Here is a 1,600-nt window from a genome sequence, read left to right as displayed (position 1 = left end):
TCTGTGGGTTTATCGCGTCTGTGGAGAGCGGATCGCCCCTTGTCGGGTTTATCGCTGCTGCGGCCGGTGGCGCGCTTTTGGCCATGCTCTTTGCCCTTTTGACGCAAGTTTTTCAATCAACCCAAGTTCCAAGTGGTTTGGCGCTTACCCTTGTCGGGGTTGGCTTGGCATCTTTCCTTGGCCAGAACTACGTGGGCGTCAAATCCCCTCTTACAACCAAGATGCCCATCCCGTTGCTTGAGGATATTCCCGTTCTTGGTCCGATCCTGTTTCGCCATGACGCAATGGTTTACTTTAGCCTGTTCGCTGTGGTTGTCGTCTGGGCCGTGCTCAAATTCACGCGCGCGGGTCTGATCCTGCGTGCAGTTGGTGAAAACCATACCGCCGCCCACGCGCTTGGGTACAAAGTGCGTCGTGTGCGAGTTTTAGCCATCGGGTTCGGAGGCGCTATGGCGGGTCTGGGCGGCGCTTATATTTCTCTTATCCGCGTACCGCAGTGGACCGATGGGATCACCGCGGGTATAGGGTGGATCGCCCTTGCCATCGTGGTTTTTGCCTCATGGAAAGCGCCACGCGTTTTAATCGGTGCCTACCTTTTTGGTGGGATCACAGTTCTGCAACTCAACCTTCAGGCGGCCGGCGCAAAGGTTCCCGTGGAACTTCTTTCGATGTCGCCATTTTTGGCCACGATTGCGGTTCTTGTCGTCATTTCGGCACGCAGCAAAGGGGCCGCTGGCGGTCCCGCAATGCTTGGCCGGATTTTCCAAGCCCGCTAGGGCTGCTTATCAACCGGGGCACATGCCTCACAACACCTGGGAGAACGCATATGTTCAAAACACTCCTTGCCACCACCGCCTTGGCCCTTGGCCTTGCTGGTGCTGCTCTGGCAGACGACGAAAAAACCAAAGTGGGCTTTGTCTACGTCGGCCCCGTGAATGATGGCGGCTGGACACAAGGTCACGATCACGGCCGTAAAATGCTCGAAGAGCACTTTGGCGATACGGTCGAGACCGTCTTTGTTGAAAACGTTCCCGAAGGTCCGGACGCAGAACGCGTGATGACACAGATGGCGCTCACCGGCACCGATCTGATTTTCACCACATCGTTTGGCTTCATGGACCCAACCATCAACGTGGCTGAAAAATTTCCAGATGTGAAATTCGAGCACGCAACCGGCTACAAAACTGCCGATAACGTTGGCACCTATTCCGCGCGCTTCTATGAGGGCCGCGCCATTCAGGGCCACATTGCAGGCAAAATGACCAAGAGCAACATCGTGGGCTACATCGCATCCGTGCCAATCCCCGAAGTTGTGCGTGGCATCAACTCCGCCTACATTCACGCCAAAAAAGTAAACCCTGACGTTGAGTTCAAAGTTATCTGGATCTTTGAGTGGATGAACCCCGCCAAAGAAGCAGACGCGGCAAAGGCGTTGATCGAGCAAGGCGCGGACGTGATCTTGCAACACACAGACTCCACCGCCCCCCTTGCCGCAGCCCAAGAGGCAGGCGGCGTGATCGGCTTTGGTCAAGCCTCCGACATGTATGAGTACGCCCCATCGCCGCGCGTCTCCTCCATCATCGATAACTGGGCACCCTAC

Annotated in this window: 2 protein-coding genes; both read left to right on the top strand. The window is 56.2% G+C overall.

Annotated features, from left to right (window positions below):
* Positions 1–776 (top strand): ABC transporter permease (locus ACTG34_RS08570; RefSeq protein WP_439104530.1); only part of this gene is annotated, 776 nt, incomplete at its 5' end.
* A 50-nt stretch (positions 777–826) separates the two neighbouring features.
* Positions 827–1,600 (top strand): BMP family ABC transporter substrate-binding protein (locus ACTG34_RS08565; RefSeq protein ID WP_439104529.1); only part of this gene is annotated, 774 nt, incomplete at its 3' end.

The organism is Celeribacter marinus (genome assembly GCF_965656515.1).
Lineage (GTDB): Bacteria > Pseudomonadota > Alphaproteobacteria > Rhodobacterales > Rhodobacteraceae > Celeribacter > Celeribacter marinus_D.
The sequence above is the reverse complement of the archived record's forward strand: the minus strand, read 5'-3'. Positions and strand labels throughout refer to the sequence as shown.